At 34.9% G+C, this 17930-nt stretch carries 17 protein-coding genes; 7 read left to right on the top strand and 10 right to left on the bottom strand.

Features of this window, described 5'->3' with window-relative positions; all coding sequences use genetic code 11:
• Positions 1-3: 3 nt before the first annotated feature.
• Genes G551_RS15485 through G551_RS0105565 form a run of 4 tightly spaced genes read left to right on the top strand, consistent with a single transcriptional unit; the run spans position 4 to position 5076 of the window.
• Positions 4-1605, top strand: coding sequence for an ABC transporter transmembrane domain-containing protein (locus tag G551_RS15485; protein WP_036243369.1), 1602 nt, complete (start codon positions 4-6; stop codon positions 1603-1605).
• Between the two features lie 9 nt (positions 1606-1614).
• Positions 1615-2973 (top strand): HlyD family secretion protein, encoded by a 1359-nt coding sequence (locus tag G551_RS0105575; protein ID WP_027884626.1) that lies wholly within the window; start codon positions 1615-1617, stop codon positions 2971-2973.
• Between the two features lie 2 nt (positions 2974-2975).
• A complete protein-coding gene (locus G551_RS0105570; protein WP_027884625.1) occupies positions 2976-4400 on the top strand; it encodes a TolC family protein in 1425 nt (474 codons plus the stop codon).
• A 58-nt stretch (positions 4401-4458) separates the two neighbouring features.
• A complete protein-coding gene (locus G551_RS0105565; RefSeq protein ID WP_027884624.1) occupies positions 4459-5076 on the top strand; it encodes an L-threonylcarbamoyladenylate synthase in 618 nt (205 codons plus the stop codon).
• A 13-nt stretch (positions 5077-5089) separates the two neighbouring features.
• Here the strand turns inward: G551_RS0105565 and G551_RS0105560 are convergent, their stop codons facing one another.
• The 3 genes from G551_RS0105560 to G551_RS0105550 all read right to left on the bottom strand — a co-directional run bounded on the left by G551_RS0105560 (position 5090) and on the right by G551_RS0105550 (position 9162).
• Positions 5090-6130 carry a serine hydrolase domain-containing protein gene (locus tag G551_RS0105560; protein WP_027884623.1) on the bottom strand — a complete coding sequence of 347 codons (1041 nt, stop codon included), beginning with the start codon at positions 6128-6130 and terminating at the stop codon, positions 5090-5092.
• A 54-nt stretch (positions 6131-6184) separates the two neighbouring features.
• Positions 6185-8137, bottom strand: a complete 1953-nt coding sequence (acs, locus tag G551_RS0105555; protein ID WP_262492853.1) for an acetate--CoA ligase — start codon at positions 8135-8137, stop codon at positions 6185-6187.
• Between the two features lie 110 nt (positions 8138-8247).
• Positions 8248-9162: a tryptophan 2,3-dioxygenase family protein gene (locus G551_RS0105550; RefSeq protein WP_027884621.1), complete on the bottom strand. Its 915-nt coding sequence runs from the start codon at positions 9160-9162 to the stop codon at positions 8248-8250.
• 181 nt (positions 9163-9343) lie between these two features.
• Here G551_RS0105550 and trxB point away from each other — a divergent pair, with 181 nt between their 5' ends.
• The gene (gene trxB, locus G551_RS0105545; RefSeq protein WP_027884620.1) at positions 9344-10315 is read left to right on the top strand and encodes a thioredoxin-disulfide reductase; all 972 of its coding nucleotides are present in this window, start codon (positions 9344-9346) and stop codon (positions 10313-10315) included.
• An 87-nt stretch (positions 10316-10402) separates the two neighbouring features.
• Here trxB and G551_RS0105540 read toward each other — a convergent pair whose 3' ends face one another.
• The 3 genes from G551_RS0105540 to G551_RS0105530 are packed head-to-tail and all read right to left on the bottom strand — an operon-like array spanning position 10403 to position 12235.
• Positions 10403-10831, bottom strand: coding sequence for a DUF4268 domain-containing protein (locus G551_RS0105540; protein WP_027884619.1), 429 nt, complete (start codon positions 10829-10831; stop codon positions 10403-10405).
• 2 nt (positions 10832-10833) lie between these two features.
• The gene (locus G551_RS0105535) at positions 10834-11499 is read right to left on the bottom strand and encodes a ZIP family metal transporter (protein WP_027884618.1); all 666 of its coding nucleotides are present in this window, start codon (positions 11497-11499) and stop codon (positions 10834-10836) included.
• A gap of 4 nt (positions 11500-11503) precedes the next feature.
• Positions 11504-12235: a class I SAM-dependent methyltransferase gene (locus tag G551_RS0105530; RefSeq protein ID WP_027884617.1), complete on the bottom strand. Its 732-nt coding sequence runs from the start codon at positions 12233-12235 to the stop codon at positions 11504-11506.
• A gap of 45 nt (positions 12236-12280) precedes the next feature.
• Between G551_RS0105530 and G551_RS0105525 the strand changes: the two genes are divergently transcribed.
• The gene (locus tag G551_RS0105525) at positions 12281-13441 is read left to right on the top strand and encodes a THUMP domain-containing class I SAM-dependent RNA methyltransferase (RefSeq protein WP_027884616.1); all 1161 of its coding nucleotides are present in this window, start codon (positions 12281-12283) and stop codon (positions 13439-13441) included.
• Positions 13442-13444: 3 nt separating this feature from the next.
• On the opposite strand, the gene G551_RS0105520 is transcribed toward G551_RS0105525, so the two are convergent.
• From G551_RS0105520 to rlmD, 3 genes are read right to left on the bottom strand one after another with little or no spacing between them, the layout of a single operon-like run.
• A complete protein-coding gene (locus G551_RS0105520; protein WP_027884615.1) occupies positions 13445-14179 on the bottom strand; it encodes a DUF6048 family protein in 735 nt (244 codons plus the stop codon).
• Positions 14145-14657, bottom strand: a complete 513-nt coding sequence (locus G551_RS0105515; protein WP_027884614.1) for a DUF6452 family protein — start codon at positions 14655-14657, stop codon at positions 14145-14147. The genes G551_RS0105520 and G551_RS0105515 overlap by 35 nt, the downstream gene beginning before the upstream one ends.
• A gap of 4 nt (positions 14658-14661) precedes the next feature.
• Positions 14662-16071 carry a 23S rRNA (uracil(1939)-C(5))-methyltransferase RlmD gene (rlmD, locus tag G551_RS0105510; RefSeq protein ID WP_027884613.1) on the bottom strand — a complete coding sequence of 470 codons (1410 nt, stop codon included), beginning with the start codon at positions 16069-16071 and terminating at the stop codon, positions 14662-14664.
• 144 nt (positions 16072-16215) lie between these two features.
• On the opposite strand from rlmD, the gene rocD reads away from it, so the two are divergent.
• A complete protein-coding gene (rocD, locus tag G551_RS0105505) occupies positions 16216-17466 on the top strand; it encodes an ornithine--oxo-acid transaminase (RefSeq protein ID WP_027884612.1) in 1251 nt (416 codons plus the stop codon).
• A gap of 78 nt (positions 17467-17544) precedes the next feature.
• On the opposite strand, the gene G551_RS0105500 is transcribed toward rocD, so the two are convergent.
• Positions 17545-17892, bottom strand: coding sequence for a CCC motif membrane protein (locus G551_RS0105500; protein WP_027884611.1), 348 nt, complete (start codon positions 17890-17892; stop codon positions 17545-17547).
• Between the last annotated feature and the right edge of the window lie 38 nt (positions 17893-17930).

Raw genomic sequence — 17930 nt, 5'->3', positions numbered from 1 at the left:
TATATGAGTTCAAACAATAACATTTCCCCATGGACAAAACTCTTCAACCTTTTAAAATTAGAGCGAAGAGATATTTTGCAAGTACTATATTATGCGGTTTTCGCAGGGATTATTAGTTTAACCCTTCCGTTAGGTATTCAAGCAATTATTAATTTAATTCAGGGAGCGCAAGTTTCAACCTCTTGGATTTTACTTACGGTTTTAGTAACGCTAGCCGTTGGTTTTTTTGGAGTTTTACAATTACTTCAATTAGATATAGTAGAAAATATTCAGGAGAAAATATTTGCCAGAGCTTCTTTTGAGTTTATCTATAAATTTCCAAAAATTAGAGTTAGTGAGTTAGAAAATAGATTTCCGCCAGAACTTTCTAACCGCTTTTTTGATGTATTAACGCTTCAAAAAGGAATGGAAAAACTCTTGTTAGATTTTCCGGCAGCGGTAATTCAAATTGTATTCGGTTTGATCTTGCTATCTGTTTATCATCCGTTTTTTATTGGTTTAGGGATTGTCTTAGTGATTTTACTCTATATTTTCTTCAGAATAAGTTTAGAAAAAGCAGTAAATACAAGTATTATGGAGTCGAAAGCCAAATACCAAACGGCTTTTTGGATTCAACAAGTGGCGGCAAATTTTAAAACATTTAAAAATACGCCTAACGAATACGAACAAGAGCGAAACAATGAATATGTAGAAAAGTATTTAGGTTATCGCCAGAAACACTTTAAGATCGTAAAAAATCAATTTAAGCAATTGGTGGCTTTCAAAGTGATCTTAACCTTGGGCTTACTGTTAATTGGTGGTTTGTTAGTATTGAATGAGCAAATGAATATTGGGCAATTTGTAGCTTCAGAAATTATTATTGTACTTATTATTAACTCGATCGATAAAATAGGTTTTAGCTTAGAAACTATTTACGATGTGGTCACTGCAGTTGAAAAAATTGATGAAGTAAGCTCTAAGAAAATCGATCGTAAAGCTCCGGTAAATACTAAAGACCTTATGATTTTCCCTATTGAAACGGAAGATCTTGAGATCAATTACAAAAAGATCAACAACATTAGGGTAGAACAAGGCGAGCTTTTAAATATTGTGGGTAACCATTTACAAATTTATGATCTCTTTCATTTTTTAGGAGGAATGAAAAGAATTACCCGCGGAAAAATTTATTTAGACCGCAAAGAAATTTCTAGCATTAACCTCGATAGTTACCGAAGCAAGATAGGTTTAGTTTTAAACTCTAATTACTTATTTGAAGGTAGCATTTGGCAAAACTTAACCCTAAACAGTCCTTCGATTTCAGAGAAAGAAGTTTACGATTTATTGGAGAATTTTGGCGTTTTAGATGAAATAAAACATTTACCGGAAACGATTAATACATACGTTTTTTCGGGAACTAAAATGCTAAGTCACGTATTAACCCAGAAAATTTGTTTGATACGTGTTTTATTAAAATCTCCGGAATTATTACTTATTGAAGAAGAGTTTATTTTCTCTGATGAAGATATTGAAACTCTTATGAAATTTGCTAAAGATCACAATATGACGATGCTATTGGCAAGTAAAGAGAAAATGAGCAGTAGGTTGAAGGAAGTAGAATTAAACTAAGAAATTAAAATGTTAAACTTATCAAATAGTCAAACCGATGGTAATGTAAACTTTTCGAAGTTTAAAGCCTATTCTTCTATTGTTAACAGAAGTGTACATCGGTTGTTATCTCGAATATTGTTAGGAACAACGATCTTTTTATTGATCTTATTGTTCTTCCCGTGGACGCAAACCATCCAAAGCAAAGGTTATGTAACTACACTAAAACCCGGTCAACGACCACAAACCATACAATCACCAATTCCCGGTAAGATTGAAGAATGGTATGTAAAAGAAGGAGATTATGTAAATAAAGGCGATACGATTCTGCGAATTTCTGAGGTTAAAAATGAGTATTTCGATCCGATGCTTTTAGAGAGAACCGGCGATCAGATCAACTCTAAAGCTAATTCGGTAAAAGCTTACGAGCAAAAAACAGAAGCACTTAGAAATCAATTAGCTTCCGCAAGAAAAGAGCGTGTTTTAAAATTAGAACAAACAAAAAATAAACTCAAACAAGCCAAATTAAAAATTGTTAGCGATAGTATTTCTTTAGAAGCGGCAGAAGTGAATTTGAGCATCGCCATTCGTCAGTACGATCGTATAAAAGAGTTATATGAAGAAGGTTTAAAATCGAGATTAGATTACGAAACCAAGCAATCTAAACTTCAAGAAACCCAAGCAAAAGTAATCGATCTAGAAAGCAAATTGTTAACCAGTAAAAACGAATTGCTTAATGCTCGAATGGAGATTAATCGTATTGAAGCAGAATATGCCAATAAGATTAGTAAAATAGAAAGTGATATTTCAACCACAATTTCTACCCGTTTAGATACCGAAGTGCAAGTGAGTAAACTTGAAAATTCGTTAAGTAATTATACCATTCGTCGAGGTTTGTATTTTGTTCGTGCGCCACAAGACGGTTATATTAACAAAGCGATTATTTCGGGTATTGGTGAAACTTTTAAAGAAGGAGAAAAGCTCGTGAATATCATGCCAAAAGGCTATGAGATTGCTGTTGAAACTTATGTAGATCCTATCGATTTACCATTAATTGGTGTGGGAGATCACGTACGTGTGCAATTTGATGGTTGGCCGGCAATTGTATTTAGTGGTTGGCCAAATGCATCTTATGGTACTTACGGAGCAAATGTAGTAGCTATTGAAAATTTTATTAGCGATAATGGTAAATACAGAATTCTATTAGCTCCAGATCCAGATAGCGAACACGAATGGCCAGATGCATTGCGCGTTGGTTCTGGTGCGAGAACTTTAGCATTATTAGAAGATGTGCCAATTTGGTATGAGATCTGGCGTAAGCTAAATGGTTTCCCGCCAAATTATTATCCTAAAAAGCAACAAAAAGACGAAAACGGAAAAGCTAAATAATCATGAAAAAGTTTATTTATCTATGTATTGCCTTCGTCTTGCCGTTATCAATTTTTGCGCAGGAAGATGAAGCGCTTATCGCAGATGAAACGATCACGCAAGAAGAAAATATTTTCTCGTTAGAAGAGTTTTTAGCGATGGTGAAAAAACATCATCCTGTGGTTGCACAGGCAAATTTAAAGATTTCTGAAGCTGAAGCTAAATTGTTGAAAGCCAGAGGCGCTTTCGACCCTAAATTAGAAGGCGGAATGAAAGAAAAAAATTACCACGGCACCGAATATTATTCGTTATGGAATGGTAGTTTTAAAGTCCCAATGTGGTATGGTATCGATCTTAAAGCCGATTACGAGCAAAACGATGGTTATTATTTAAACGGTCAAAACACCACTCCGGAAGACGGTATTTTTAGCGTGGGAGTAAGCGTTCGCGTACTTCGTGGTTTGCTGTATAATGAACGAATGAATGCCGTTAAACAAGGAAAAATTCTTCAGAATCAAAATGAATTAGAACGAGATATTTTAGTAAACTCTATTCTTGCTGAAGCTACGAAAGCTTATGCAGACTGGAAATTGTATTATGAAAATCGAGAAGTTTATGCCGATTTTGTAGAAAATGCGGAGATTCGATTTAATGGTATTTCAAGATCGAGTGAGTTGGGAGAAACGCGTGCCATCGATACGGTAGAGACAAAGATATTTTTAAGAAATAGAAAGTTAGACCTAGAACAAGCTAGTTTAAAGTTACAAAAGGCCAAATTAAACTTATCAAATTATTTGTGGATCGATGAAATTCCTGTTGAATTAGAAGATCAACTCATTCCGCAAATCACCGAAGAAAGTATTCTGAATAATTTAGGGATCGATAATTTTTTAGGGAATGCTGAAGATTTATCAGATCATCCTGAGTTACGCTCGTTAGAATACGATTTGCAATCTTACGATCTCGATATTCGATTACGCAAAAATAATTTATTACCAACGGTCGATGTAGAATATAATTTTTTAACGGAAGAACCCGACGAGCCAACTTATCTAAATACCCACGATTACAAAGCCGGTGTAAAAGTGAAATTTCCTATATTTCTTCGGAAAGAACGAGGAGATTTACGTTTAGCACGTGTGAAAAGAGAAAATACCGAATATAAATTCGACCAAAAAGAGTGGAATTTAAAGAACAAAATTCGGGCTACCGAGCGTGAAATAATTAGTCTGCAAGATCAGTTAGAAATTATAGAAAATATTGTGATCGAAAGTGGTATTATGGTCGCTTCAGAAAAACGATTATTTGAAGTAGGAGAGAGCTCTATTTTCCTTATTAATTCACGAGAAAATAAGCTCATAGATTCGCAATTGAAACAAAATAAAATTCAGAACGATTATTTTAAAGCTGCCGCTAAACTCTTTGAAAATCTTAGGCTGAATTTATAAGTTGAAGTACCTGATAACTTCAATTTTTTTCGTAAATTTTCAATAAAAACTAAAGCCCATGGCAGAACTTATTAAGATTTACGAAGAAAACCCTAATCCTAAAGAAATAGCAAAAGTAGTAGACGTTTTAAAAAAAGGCGGACTCATTATTTACCCAACCGATACGGTTTATGGTTTAGGTTGCGATATCACGAATAATTCAGCATTAGAGAAAATCGCAAAGATCAAAGGAGTGAAATTAGAAAAAGCAAACTTCTCATTTATCTGCGAAGATTTAAGCAATCTCTCTGAGTATGCAAAACAAATCGATAACAGTACTTTTAAACTTTTAAAGCGAAATTTACCGGGACCATACACGTTTATTCTTCCGGGAAGTAATAATCTGCCAACGGTTTTTAAGAAGAAAAAAACAGTAGGTATTCGTGTTCCCGATAATAAAATTTGTCAGGCAATCGTCAATAAATTAGGCAATCCAATTGTTTCAACTTCAATAAAAGATGACGATGAGGTGATCGAGTATACCACAGATCCAGAATTAATTGCAGAAAAGTGGGATAAGTTGGTTGATATTGTTGTCGACGGTGGTTATGGTGATAATGTAGCTTCTACCGTAATCGATCTTACCGAAGGCGAACCTGAAGTAATAAGAGAAGGAAAAGGAGATTTAGCTTTATAAGCTAATCTCTTTTTTATTGGTTTTGCTTTCGCTCAAGAATTTTGATAATTCGGTTGTAATTAATTTCAGAAAGACTCCATTCATAACCATTAAAATCTGTGGTATTGGTAAATTGAATCACGACAGCGTCGAGCTCTTTGTGATAGTTAGCAATGGTTTGGTAACCCGGGATAAGTCCTGTATGACCATATCTATATAAATCAGCATAAATTTCAGCTTCATTTTCAGTAAAAATACTTCTGTCATTTAAAGCTCGAATAAATTTAGCCACATCTTCTGCAGTGGCGATCATTGAACCGTTATCATCGGTTTTCATATCTTCTTCAATTCCCACATAATAACCGCTCATTAATCGATTCATATCTATTTCTTGAAGAGAACCGTAGGTGTTTTTAAGTTGAAGCGGTTTCAAGATTTCCTCTTTTATATATTGAAACTTAGAGAAACCCACCGTTTTTTCAATTAATTCTGTAAGTAATAAATAATTTGTGTTGGAGTATTCATAATCTTCCCCAGGAGAAAAATTTGCAGGTTGGTCTAAAATAAGCTCAAGTGTTTCCTGATTAGTTTGCGGTGGATTCATCCAAAAATTCGGGACATTGGTATAATTGGGAATTCCGCTACGATGTTGCACCAACATTTTTAAAGTGATCTCATTGGCGTTTTCAATTCGATTAGCTAATTCAGGAAAATAATTGGCAAGCGTTCCACTTAAATCTAATTGATCGTCATTTACCAGTTTAGTAATTGCAACGGCGTCGTAAAGCTTTCCAACACTCGCAATTTTAAATAAAGCATCTGGTCGAGCCGGTATTTTTTGCGCTCGGTTGTGGTAACCGGCAGTATAAAACTGAGGCTCATTTTGAGCTTGATCTACACAAACAATAATCCCTTCAAAACCATAATCGGTAGCAGCATCAACTTGTTGTTGTATAGAATCTGGTAAAGGTTTTAGCCAGACAAAAACAATGGGCCAAGGCACAAAAAATAAAGAAACGACGGTAGAGACCAAGAGTACGACCTGTATAAATCGCTTCGATTTTTTAGTTGCCATGCTTATATTAAATTTACTTTTAGAATGCTGAAAATTTTTTTCAGCAAAACAAAGTTAATCTAAAATGGCCTTATCGATAATTTTTTTGACTATATCGTCATTTTCTAAGGTTGAAATGTCGCCTAGGTCTTCTGTTTGGTTAGCCGCAATTTTTCGTAAAATACGACGCATAATTTTACCACTTCTGGTTTTAGGAAGTTCCGGTACAAACTGAATTTTCTCTGGTTTAGCAATCGCACCAATAACTTTGGCAACTTGCTTTCTAATTTCTTCCTTCAATTTTTCTGAAGCATCTTCATCATTATTCAAAATTACAAAAGCATAAAGCGATTTACCTTTAACTTCGTGCGGATAGCCCACAATTGCACTTTCTGCTATTTTTTCGTGTTCGTTAATCGCATTCTCAATAGGCGCGGTTCCTAAATTATGACCAGAAACGATCACTACATCATCTACACGACCCGTGATTCTGTAATTACCGGAGGCATCGCGATATGCCGCATCGCCGGTAAAATATTTATTTTCGTACGCAGAAAAATAAGTATTCTTATAACGTTCGTGATCTCCCCAAACGGTTCTGGCAATTGCCGGCCAAGGCGCTTTTATAGCTAAACGACCTTCTGCTTGCTGATTATTAAATTCAATTTCTTTTCCGTTTTCGTCCATTAGCGCAGGTTGTACACCGGGTAACGGTAATGTAGCAAAAGTTGGTCGGGTAGCGGTAACGCCAGCCAGTGGAGAGATCATAATCGATCCGGTTTCAGTTTGCCACCACGTATCGACGATAGGGCAATTTCCCTTCCCAATATTATCGTTAAACCAATGCCAAGCTTCTTCATTAATCGGTTCTCCTACTGAACCCAGAACCTTAAGCGAACTTAAATCGTGCTTTTCTACATGAGCAATAGGCTGTTTTGCTAACGCTCGAATGGCGGTCGGAGCAGTGTAGAATTGAGTGATTTTATATTTTTCAATAATTTCCCAAAAACGATTATAATCGGGATAGCTGGGAACACCTTCAAACATCACTGTAGTTGCTCCGGAAGCTAAAGGTCCGTAAACAATATAAGAATGTCCTGTGATCCAACCAATATCGGCAGAACACCAATAAATATCATCTTTTTTAGGCTGAAATACATTTTGAAACGTAAATGCTGTTCCTATTAAATATCCGCCCGAAGTATGCACCATTCCTTTAGGTTTTCCTGTAGAACCGGAAGTGTATAAAATAAATAAAGGATCTTCAGCATCCATCACTTCTGCCTCATTATCATTATAAGCTTTTTGAAGCTCATCGAACCAGAATTTATCACGACCTTCTTTCATTGGTGTTGGGTTTACCGTTCTTCTGTAAACAATTACCGTTTCTATTGAGGGTGTATTTTTTAAAGCTTCATCACAAATATCTTTAAGCTCGATCGATTTTCTTCCGCGGTAATAATTGTTAGCCGTAATAAGCATTTTACATTCAGCATCATTAATTCTGCTGGCAATAGCTTCACTTGAAAAGCCTGCAAAAACAATCGAGTGAATCGCTCCAATTCTCGCACAAGCTAACATCGCAACGGTTAATTCTGGGATCATCGGCATATAAATACAAACCCGATCTCCTTTCTCGATTCCGTTATTTTTTAAAACATTAGCGAACTGACAAACTTTTAAGTAGAGTTGTTTGTAGGTAATATGCCTCGATTCTTCATTAGGGTCGTTGGGTTCCCAAATAATGGCGTCTTTATTGGGTTGTGTTTCGAGATGCCGATCTAAACAATTTTCGGTAATGTTTAATTTTCCGCCTTCAAACCATTTTACTTCCGGCTTTTTAAAATCCCAACTTAAGGTGTTTTTCCATTTTTCTTTCCAAAGGAAGTGATTAGCGACATCATCCCAGAATTTCTCAGGATTTTCGACGCTTTCTCTGTAGGCTTTTTTATAATTGGCGAAAGATTTTATTTGTAGGTTTTCATCAAAGTTCATCAATAGCTGGTTTAGCGTTTGTTTTTCTTTCAATTTAAACAATTGAAACACGCTTTGCTGTTAAATAAATATGAAAGTTGACGAGATTTTTCTTTGCTGAAAAACTACTGAACTGATCTCTAGAAGTGTAAGTCTACTAAGAATTATTCGCTATCTTTTCCCCAATCAATAATGTCTTGCTGCGTCCATAAAAACGGAAAGAATTTTCGCTGCTGAAATTTAGGGTGAAGGTATTTTTTCCATTGCGAACCTCCGGTAGCAGCTTTATTTTCTCCTTTTTTATCTAAGTAATGTTGTGCGGTTTTAAGATGAACCAATGGCCATTCGACATTGTAATAATGATCGAAATCTCGCATAGCAGTTTTTAGATCTTCTGAAGGGTTTTTAAAAGATCTAAATTTATCGGCTAAGGTTTTGCCTTCTAGTTTTTTAGCTAATTGAACAAAGCTCTCTAAATATTTTTCTTCAAATAATCGAAGGGTAAGTGAAGTTTTACCGGTTTCACGATTGTAACCTGCATCACGCCAATAAATATTTTCAAAATATTCTTCGATACTAGGGTTTTCGCTTAAACGCTTTTTACCGTCTTCATTAATCAAATTAATTAGCGGTGTCGTGAAAATCTCTAAATACCTGAACTGCGCACTTTGAAAACCGCTGGCTGGCGCCAAAGTAGATCTAAAAATATTGTATTCATCATAATCCATCCCGAAGCGCATCACATCGAAAGACGTCATTAACATATTGGTATAACGTCGAAGTCGATAAACTTTTTCAATAATAATTTCTTCAGAAGGCTGATTGTCGCCAGTGAGTTGCTTTAACTCGTGGATCATTAATTTTAGAACCAGCTCAGTGATTTGATGATACATAATGAAGATCTCTTCATCTGGATAATCGGTTCTCGGTTTTTGTAACGACAGTAACGAATCAACTTCAATATAATCCCAATAATTTAAAGGTTTTGCTTGAAGTAAACCTTTTAGATAAGTTTCTGGATTTTCACCTAGGTTAGTATATTTTTCTTCAAGCTTAGAAATTAATTCGTTTTTGTTCATTTATTAATGTATTTGTAGCAAATTTACCAAAATATTAAAATGCACAAACAGGAGTTGAGTTTTTATGTAAAATTCGTAGTATTTATTATTTCAATTTATACTGAAATAACAACTCTTCATAACTTTTCTTGTAGGTTTTTTAAGAAACTTACTACTTTTACAATTCTTAAAACTGAATATTATGGCAGACGATAAATTAGAAAGAATAAAATGTTTAATCATAGGTTCTGGTCCTGCAGGTTATACGGCAGCAATCTATGCTTCTCGAGCAGATTTAAAACCGGTAATGTATACAGGAATGGAGCCTGGCGGACAGCTAACTACAACTACTGAAGTTGATAACTTTCCCGGTTATCCTGAAGGCATTGATGGGCCAACCATGATGGTGCAATTACAACAACAAGCAGAACGTTTTGGTACCCAAGTAAGAATTGGGATGGTTACTGAAGTAGATTTTGCAAAAGAGGTAGGAGGTATTCATAAAGCTTGTATCGATAATAAAACTTGGGTTGAAGCAGAAACCGTAATTATTTCTACGGGAGCTACCGCAAAATATTTAGGATTGCCTAGTGAGCAACGTTTACGTGGCGGTGGAGTTTCAGCTTGTGCGGTTTGCGATGGTTTTTTCTATAAAGGTCAGGAAGTAGCGATCGTTGGTGGTGGAGATACTGCTGCAGAAGAAGCTACTTATTTAGCAAATATTTGTTCTAAAGTAACGATGTTGGTGAGGAAAGATGAAATGCGAGCTTCAAAAGCAATGCAACATCGAGTAACCAGTACAAAAAATATTGATTTACGCTACAATTCTGAAGTAGATGAAGTTTTAGGAGAACAAGTAGTAGAAGGTCTTCGTATTGTAAATAACCAAACCGGAGAAAAAGAAGATATCAAAATTACGGGATTATTTATTGCTATTGGTCACAAACCGAATACCGAAATTTTTAAAGGACAATTAGATATGCACGATGATGGTTACCTAATCACCAAAGGAAAATCTACTAAGACAAATATTCCTGGAGTATTTGCCAGTGGAGATGTGCAAGATAAAGAATATAGACAAGCCGTTACTGCAGCCGGAACCGGTTGTATGGCTGCTTTAGATGCAGAACGTTACTTAGCAACTGTAGAAAGTGAAGAAGAAGTTTCTGCATAAGGTTGAAATAGATTTTAATTATAACGAGAAAGCTACTCTTTATGGAGTAGCTTTTTTTTATAGAAAATATCCTTAAAAAGAGTTGTTTTACCCCTCAATAAAATCTTTATATTCTAAAAAGAATATTTCAAACTTGGGCATATAGGTATTGAAAAACTCAAAAACCTGTGTCCAAGTTTTTTTGTTATGAATGCTAACCTTATATAGTTGCAGAAAGATATAAGCTACCATTTTACCAACTTCGGTTTCGTAATATTCTTCAAACACAATATCTTCATCAATGTCAGATTGGATGAGCGTTTTTAGACTGGTGAATTTTTCGAAATAATAAGGTTTTAGAACTTCATCTTCCGTATCGATTAAAAAACCTAAGGAAGCCTTTTTGTTATCAAAATGAAACTTCAAATTCACTTCTTTTATACCCGTGTTGTAGAGGATCCATTTTTTCGGACTTTGCTTGCCGAATTCTGTCCAGAACTCTTCTCGTATTTTTTTAGATTCTTCTCTGCTAAACATAATTACAAGAGATAAGCAATGATCACCCCAACGATAATCACCAAAATTTTAGAAAGGTTGAATTGATGATTTTTTGAAGATTCAAACAAAATAATGGTAGAAACGTGTAAAAATATACCAATCACTAAGGCATTAATGTACCTTTCAATATTTTTTAAAAATTCAAAATTTTCTTGCAAATAGCTTCCTAAAGGTGTCATTAAAGCAAACAATAATAAAAATGCTGCGACTTTAGTTTTACTAAGTTTAGAATTCAGTAAAAAAGAAGAAATAATAATTGCGATCGGTATTTTATGAATCACCACGCCAATAAGTAAATGCTCGTTGTTATGAATAGGCGAACCTTCTAGTAAAGAATGCAAACACAAACTCGCAAACAAAGCCACTGGAAAACTGCTTCGCTCTTTATTTTCGTGTAAATGTCCGTGCTCGGCACCTTTCGATAAAAACTCTAAGAAAATTTGCAGTAAAATACCTGCCATGATCAATAAACCAATCGCTTGATCATAATTTTGATAAACTTCAGGTAGAAATTCAAAAACGGTGATCGAAAGTAAAAACGCTCCGCTAAACGAGAGTAAAAGTTTAATTGTTGTACTACTCGCTTTAATAAAATAAGCAATAATAAAGCCGATAACGACCGCAATAATGGGTAAAAGTATATTCATTTACTTACTGAAAAATTAAAATAAGTCTATCTGAGGTTTCTTCATCAAAATCTTGAAGATGATAGTCTCCAAAAACATTTAAAAGTTGAATGCCTGCTTGGTCGAAATAATTCTTAAAATCTTTCAGACTTAGTGCTTTTACACGTTCTGTAAACGAAAAATATTCGCCATCATCTTTAAAATCAATTTGTTTGAAGATAAAATTATTTTCAACCCAGCGTTTTTGATGAAACTTAATTCCATTTACAGTTTTAGTGTCTTCAGCAACCAATTCACGAATCACTTTTTTGGCATTCATAAAATCGATCACCCCATAACCACCGGGTTTTAATTCAGCTTTAATTGCTTTTAAGGTGTTGAGGTTATTGGTTTCATCTTTAAAATAGCCAAAGCTTGTAAATAAATTAAAAACCGCATCAAACTCTTCAGATAAAGGTTTGCACATATCCTGAATTTTAAATTCAAGTCCCGGTTTTTCGTGTTTTTTGGCAAAAGCAATGCTATTTTTAGATAGATCTGTTCCTGTAACTTGAAAACCTAATTGATGTAAATAAATGGAATGTCGACCTTTACCACAGGCGAGATCTAAAACTTTAGCTAAAGGATCAAGCTGTAAGAAATCGACTAGATTTTGCATAAATAGTTGCGCTTCTTCGTAATCTCGATCTTTATATAAAATATGGTAATACTTGGTGTTGAACCATTCTGCATACCATTTTGAATTAACCTTTGTCATAGCCGCCAAAATTAATGTATTTTTGCGGCTAAGAGAACTTCTGTTATGGGAAATAATTATAAAATGGTTGCTAAAACCTTGTTTGGTTTTGAGCCGTTATTAGAGAAAGAATTAAAAGATTTAGGCGCGATGGATGTGAAGCCCGGCGTGAGAAACGTGAGTTTTTCTGGCGATAAAGGTTTTATGTACAAAGCTAATTTGTGTTTGAGAACAGCCATAAAAATTTTAAAACCCATCAAAAGCTTTAAAGTTTTTTCTGAAGAAGATCTTTACAAGAAAATTTACAGCATCGATTGGAGTCGATATTTAAACGCTACCGATTCTTTAGCGATCGATGCGACGGTGCATTCTCGTAGATTTACGCACAGTAAATTTATAGCTTTAAAAAGTAAAGATGCGATTGTCGATTATTTTAGAAATACCACCGGAAGAAGACCGAGTGTCGATCTTCAATTTCCGCATTTGAGGATTAATATTCATATTGAAGATGTACAATGTACCGTTTCTTTAGATAGTTCAGGACAATCGTTACATAAAAGAGGTTATAAATCTGCCACCAATATTGCACCGATCAACGAAGTCTTGGCTGCCGGAATGCTTTTAATGTCGGGTTGGGACGGAAGATCAGATTTTTTAGACCCGATGTGTGGTAGCGGAACTATTTTAGCTGAAGCAGCAATGATCGCTTGTAACATTCCGCCGAATTTGAATAAAAAAGAATTTGGATTTGAAAAATGGAAAGATTGGGATGTAGATCTATTTGAAAAAATTGAAGCATCTGCGCTCAATAAAATAAGAGGATTTGAGCATAAAATTATCGGTTACGATAAATCACCTTCAGCAGTAGCAAAAGCAAAAGATAATATTAGAAATGCGAATTTAGAAGAATTTGTTTCTGTAGAAAGAAACGATTTTTTTCATACTGAAAAGTATACCGATAAGCATTTGCATATGGTTTTTAATCCGCCTTATGGGGAACGATTAGAACTGTTGAATTTAGAGGAATTCTATAAGAATATTGGTGACACGCTAAAGCAAAGTTACCCGGGAACGCAAGCTTGGTTTATTGTTTCTAATCTAGAAGCAATTAAAAACGTAGGATTACGTCCCTCAAGAAAAATAAAACTTTACAACGGAAAACTAGATTCTAGGTTATTGAAATATGAAATTTACGAAGGCACTAAAAAGGTTCATAAATTAAAATAGAACCTAATTAGCTACTTCTTGTTTTCTATCTTTTTTGGTAATTGGGATCATATAAGAAAGTCCATAACCCCAACCAACGCCAATATTGCTATCTTGGTAAGTACGATGGAAACCAGGAATGTAAAGACTTTCAAAATCGTCTAGTTCGGTGTCGCCAATGGCAACTTTAAGCTGAACGTGTGCGCTTAAAAATAAGTTGTTGAGCACTTCCACCTTCATCCCTAACTGAAATTCTGCCCAACTAGTCGTAAGTCCGTCATAATCGCGGTAAACTTCACGTACATCGTCTTGAAAATAGTTGTCTGAAGTGTACACGCGGTAGCGCTCTAGCGTATGGTTATAATTAGCAAAACCGTAGCGTAAACCGGCATATAATTCGTTTTGCATCCCTAACCAGTTATCGTAAAAATTATAATTACCACCAATTTTAATGTAGCTTCCTTGCGTGTTAGCTTCGATAAAAGGTTCGGTATAGGTGTAATTTTCATTTCCGATTTCTGCGGCTAAATAGTAGGTTTTATAAATACGATAATCACCCATAATTTCGAAACCCTGATAATCGTCGTCAACAAACGATCGAGCAAGCTTTACAAAATCTACTCCGGCTCTAATTCCATATTTATCTTTGTACGCAATTATCGTATCGATAGGATTTTCTTTTTCTTCTTCCTGAGAAAAACCTAAAGCTGAAAATAACGAAAAACTAATGGAAAATATATAGATGTGTATCTTGTTCATTTAAAATATCGTTAGGTTGAATAACTTGAATACCTTGAATCCAGTTTACAGATTCTTCTTCATTTACTAAAACCGCATTAAAATTGATAAATTCTGCTTTGTAACCACAAGACCTGCTTACGTATTCTAGGTTTACCGTATAACTAAACTGAATTTCGTCTGCATTAGAGGTCAAGTTACTATCTTCCGGTAAATCGTGATTTCTTACAAAGCTAAAATTCGTAAAATTCTCGGTAGTTCTTAGCGGAATACTGATAGTCGATCTATTTTCTGTCGTTTCAAAATAAAATTCAGATTCACCTTCTGCGATCACATTAAGTCGAGGCACCGATTTTGATTGCTCAGGAAAATCGATATCAAAAAACTCGATCACCAATTTAGGTGTGGTTTGGGTCGATTCTGGGCAAATATCATCTCTTTGGCAGCTACTTGTACAAATTAGCGCCACAAAAAGACTTAAAAGAAGGTATTTTTTCATGAGCTTATCTTAATTCTAATCGAACTACATTTTCTACGTGATGCGTCTGCGGAAACATATCGACCGGTTGTACTTTTGTTACTTTATAATGTTCGTCTAACAAAGCTAAATCTCTGGCTTGTGTGGCAGAATTACAGCTTACATAAACGATTTTCTTTGGTAAAATACTAATAATTTGCGCAACAACATCTTTATGCATCCCGTCACGTGGCGGATCGGTAATAATTACATCGGGTTGCCCGTGGGTATCGATAAAGTCTTGCGTGAAAACTTTTTTCATATCGCCCACATAAAACTCAACGTTATCGATCTCGTTTAATTGTGCATTTTTCTTAGCATCTTCAATTGCTTCAGGTACCGCTTCAACACCAATTACTTTTTTAGCCTTTTTGGCCACAAACTGCGCGATGGTTCCGGTACCGGTGTAAAGGTCGTAAACCAGATCGTTTTCATCTAAATCGGCAAATTCTCGAGTGATCTTATAAAGTTCGTAAGCTTGCTCAGAATTAGTTTGGTAAAAAGATTTTGCGTTTATTTTGAATTTTAAACCTTCCATTTCTTCAAAAATATGATCTCTTCCCTTAAAGCAAATCACTTCTTGATCGTAAATAGTATCATTTCCTTTTTCATTCACTACATATTGAAGCGAGGTGATCTCCGGGAAACGTTCTGCTATGAAGTTCAGTAATAATTCGCTATTTTCTTTGTCTTCATAGAAAAACTGAACCAACACCATAATTTCTCCGGTAGAAGAAGTTCTAATCATTAGCGTTCTTAACAGACCTTCTTGGTTTCTTGCATTAAAAAACGGAATATTGTTTTTGCTTGCAAAATCTCGAACTTCATTTCTAATGGCGTTGCTAGGATCTGCTTGTAGGTGACATTTTTCGATATTCAGAATCTTGTCCCACATTCCGGGAATATGAAAACCAAGTGCATTCTTGTCTTCAATTTCAACACCACTTTTAATTTCATCTAGCGTTAGCCATTTACTATCGCTAAATGAGAATTCCATTTTATTGCGGTAAAAATAAATCTCTTTACTACCGGCAATAGGCGTGGTTTCTGGTAAATCGATCTTCCCTAAACGTTTTAGGTTATTTTCAACTTCTTGTTGCTTGTAAAAAAGTTGATATTTATAGTCCATATTTTGCCATTTGCAACCACCGCAGGTTCCAAAATGTTGGCAAACAGGTTCTGTTCTTTTATCGGAATACGAAACGTAATTAGCAACTTTACCGTAATAATACGCTTTTCGTTTCTTATAGGTCTGTACATCGGCCACATCACCAGGAACGGCGTTATCGATAAATACCACTTTCCCGTCTGGAGCCTTAGCAATTGCTTTACCCTTTGCACCCGCGTCGATCACTTCTAAAGCGGGAAATACTTTTTTTTTATTTTTTCTTGCCATAGCTGCAAAAGTAACAAGATTTTATAAGTTGAAGAGTTTAGATTTCAACAAAGATTTCTTATTTTGCCAACAAGTGATTTTGGGATGATTTCTCTCCCTTTTTAAGAAGGAATCGATAAAGTAAAATTGAAAAGAATTTAACAAATGTCAGTTGTAGAAATTTCTTCATCAGAAGAAGCAATTAAATTAGAAGATAAATATGGAGCGCATAACTACCATCCGCTTCCTGCTGTATTGAGTAGAGGAGAAGGTGTTTTTATGTGGGATGTAGAAGGGAAAAAATACTATGATTTTTTAGCTGCATATTCTGCAGTTAACCAAGGGCATTGTCACCCTAAAATCGTAGATGCGATGAAAAAGCAGGCAGAAACTTTATCATTAACCTCTCGTGCGTTTTATAACGATATGCTAGGGAAGTTTGAAAAATTTGCTTGTGAGTATTTTGGTTTCGACAAATTGTTACCGATGAATACCGGAGCTGAAGCCGTAGAAACAGCAATTAAAATCTGTAGAAAATGGGCTTACGAGAAAAAAGGAATAAGAGAAACTGAAGCACAGATTATTGTTTGTGAAAATAACTTCCACGGAAGAACTACGACTATTATCTCTTTTAGTAACGATGAAGATGCCCGTAAAAACTTTGGTCCGTACACTCCGGGATTCTTAAAAATACCGTATGATAATACTGAAGCTTTAGAAAAAGCTTTAGAAGAAAATGATAATATCGCAGGTTTCTTGGTAGAGCCAATTCAAGGAGAAGCGGGAGTTTATGTGCCTTCTGAAGGATATTTAAAAAGAGCAAAAGAGTTATGTGAAAAACATAATGTACTTTTTATCGCTGATGAAATCCAAAGTGGTATTGCAAGAACAGGTAAATTACTAGCTGTTGATCACGAAGATGTAAAACCAGATATGGTTACTTTAGGGAAAGCAATTTCTGGTGGAGTTTATCCGGTTTCTGCGGTATTAGCGAAAAATGAAGTGATGGATGTAATTAAACCTGGTCAACACGGTTCTACTTTCGGAGGAAATCCTGTTGCAGCGGCTGTTGCTATTGCATCATTAGAAGTAGTTCGAGATGAAAAGCTAGCTGAAAATTCAGATAAATTAGGGAATCTTTTTAGAAAAGAGTTGAATAACTACATTAGAAATTCTAAAGTAGTAGATCGTGTAAGAGGTAAAGGTTTAATGAATGCAATTATCATTAATGATACGGAAGATAGCTCAACCGCTTGGGATATTTGTGTGGCATTAAAAGAAAACGGACTTCTTGCAAAACCAACGCATGGTAATATTATTCGATTTACGCCACCATTAGTAATTACCGAGGAGCAAATATTAGATTGCGTTTCTATTATTACAAAGACTTTAGAAACATTTGAAGATAAAATCTAAGGTTGAATTTTAATCTAGAGATAAAAAAAATCCCGATGAAATATCATCGGGATTTTTTTATGCTTGATGTAAGTGAAATTATTCACTTTGCATACTTTGTTGTCTTTCCATTTCAACTTGAAATTGCTCAATAGCTGTTTCGTAAGCTTCTACACCTCCTAGGAAAAAGAAATTTACTGCTGTGTAAATTAGCCATACAGAAGAAATTACTAAAGCAATAATTGCGACAGTTCTTGCAGTATTTGCCTGTTTATAATTGCTATAAAGTTCTGGGTTTTCTTCATACTTCTTTTTGTCTTTATTAGCTAAATAAAGCGCAACTCCTGCAGGAATTACACCACCAATACCAAAGCAGCAACATCCAACAAATGCTACGATAGCTAAGACAAGCGATACGGTAGTGTTAGGTAATTTTTGTTGTTCCATAATTAATAGATTAAGTTAGTTTTTGTCAAATATAAAAA

The sequence above is a fragment of the Mesonia mobilis DSM 19841 genome, from assembly GCF_000423405.1.
Classification (GTDB): domain Bacteria; phylum Bacteroidota; class Bacteroidia; order Flavobacteriales; family Flavobacteriaceae; genus Mesonia; species Mesonia mobilis.
This window is presented reverse-complemented; position numbering and strand designations above follow the sequence as displayed.